Source organism: Bradyrhizobium sp., assembly GCF_030697065.1.
GTDB lineage: Bacteria > Pseudomonadota > Alphaproteobacteria > Rhizobiales > Xanthobacteraceae > Bradyrhizobium.
Map to the genome: position 1 here is coordinate 1 of NZ_JAUYQU010000144.1, position 1917 is coordinate 1917.

The window sequence follows — 1917 nt, forward strand, 5'->3', positions numbered from 1 at the left end:
GCTTGCCGGCATCGCGGGCGCCGGATTCGCCGCCGAGCGTGACGTAATCCTCATAGGCGATGGTCTCGGCGCGAATAAAGCCCTTTTCGAAATCGGTATGGATGACGCCGGCCGCGGCGGGCGCCCTGGTGCCGCGGTGAATGGTCCAGGCCCGCGCCTCCTTCGGCCCCACCGTGAAATAGGTGATGAGGTCGAGCAGCTGGTAGCCGGCGCGGATCAGGCGGTCGAGACCGGCTTCCTCGAGGCCGAGCGTATCGAGAAATTCGGCGCGTTCCGCCCGCGACAGCGTCGCGATCTCGGATTCGATCTTGGCGGAAATGGCGACGGCGACCGCGCCCTCCTTTTTCGCCTGTTCCATCACCGCCTTTGAAAAGTCGTTGCCTGTGGCGGCCGCGCCCTCCTCGACATTGCAGACATAGAGCACGGGTTTCGAGGTCAGCAATCCCAGCATGCCGAAGGCGCGCTCCTCCTCGGGCTTTCGCGAAAGAAACCGCGCCGGCTTGCCCTCGCGCAGCAGCACCAGCGCCCGGTTGACGAGTTCGAGCTGCTCCTTGGCGTCCTTGTCGTTGCCCTTGGCCTTTTTGGTGAGATTGTCGACGCGCTTTTCCAGGCTGTCGAGATCGGCCAGCATCAGCTCGGTCTCGATGGTCTCGATGTCGGCCAATGGCGCGATCTTGCCCTCGACATGGGTAATGTCGGAATCCTCGAAGCAGCGCACCACATGGGCGATCGCATCGACCTCGCGGATGGTGGCGAGAAACTGGTTGCCGAGGCCCTCGCCCTGCGAGGCGCCGCGCACCAGGCCCGCGATATCCACAAACGTCAGCCGGGTCGGGATGATCTGCCCCGACTTGGCGATCTCCGCGAGCTTGTCGAGCCGGGGATCCGGCACCGCGACTTCGCCGACATTCGGCTCGATGGTGCAGAACGGATAGTTGGCCGCCTGCGCCGCCGCCGTCTCCGTCAGCGCGTTGAACAGCGTCGACTTGCCGACATTGGGCAATCCGACGATACCGCATTTGAATCCCATCGCAGCTTCCGATCTGCGCACCGCAACGGTGCGTGAATTGATTCGAGGTCGTCATACGCGGGCTTGACCCGCGTATCCATCTTCTTTGAAGGGATGGATCGCCGGATCAAGTCCGGCGATGACGAGCGTTACTTGATGACGAGCGTTACTTCTTGTCTTCCTTGTCTTCGAAAAATCCCTTGGCCTGCAGCGCCAGATGCACCCTGTTCTGGAACGTCGAGTCCTTCTCGGTGGCGAGCAGCCCGGCGTTCTCGGCCATCGCCTCGCACAGCGCCACCACCCAGGGCCGGTCGCTCTTTGAAAAATCCGACAGCACGTGGCCGTGCACCAGTTCCTTGACGCCGGGGTGACCGATCCCGATCCTCACCCGCCGATACTCGTTGCCGATATGCGCAGAGATCGAGCGCAGGCCGTTGTGGCCGGCAATGCCGCCGCCGACCTTGATCCGCACCTTGCCATCGGGCAGTTCGAGCTCGTCCTGAAACACGGTGATCTCGCCGGGCGCCAGCTTGAAGAAACCGGCGGCTTCCTGCACCGCGCGGCCGGACTCGTTCATGAAGGTCATCGGCTTCAGCAGCACCACGCGTTCGCGCTCGAGCGTGCCTTCCGCGGTCTCGCCCTGAAAGCGTCGGCGCCATGGTGCGAAACCATGACGCCGCGCGATTTCATCGACGGCCATGAAGCCGATATTGTGCCGGTTATGCGCGTATTTCGCACCGGGATTGCCGAGACCCACGAACAGTCGCATGACGCGGCATCCCGCGTTCGCTTACTTCTTCTTGTCGCCGGCGGGCTTCGCTGCCGGAGCCTTCGCGCCGGCCGCGGGCGCCTTGGCGCCGGCCGCGGGAGCAGCCCCCGCCGCGGGAGCCGCCGCGGCACCAGCCGCA

General features: G+C 64.4%; 2 protein-coding genes. Both read right to left on the reverse strand.

The genetic code is table 11. The features are described 5' to 3' along the window. Positions 1-1030: redox-regulated ATPase YchF (gene ychF, locus Q8R73_RS11650; protein ID WP_305719695.1), on the reverse strand; the 1030-nt coding region annotated here is incomplete at its 3' end. A 145-nt stretch (positions 1031-1175) separates the two neighbouring features. Continuing rightward, on the reverse strand, positions 1176-1778 hold the full coding sequence (gene pth / locus Q8R73_RS11655) for an aminoacyl-tRNA hydrolase (RefSeq protein WP_305719696.1): 603 nt from the start codon (positions 1776-1778) through the stop codon (positions 1176-1178). Between the last annotated feature and the right edge of the window lie 139 nt (positions 1779-1917).

Excerpts from the sequence above, each read along its gene's own strand:
- pth (WP_305719696.1), bottom strand. The coding sequence starts at position 1,778 with ATGCGACTGTTCGTGGGTCTCGGCAATCCCGGTGCGAAATACGCGCAT.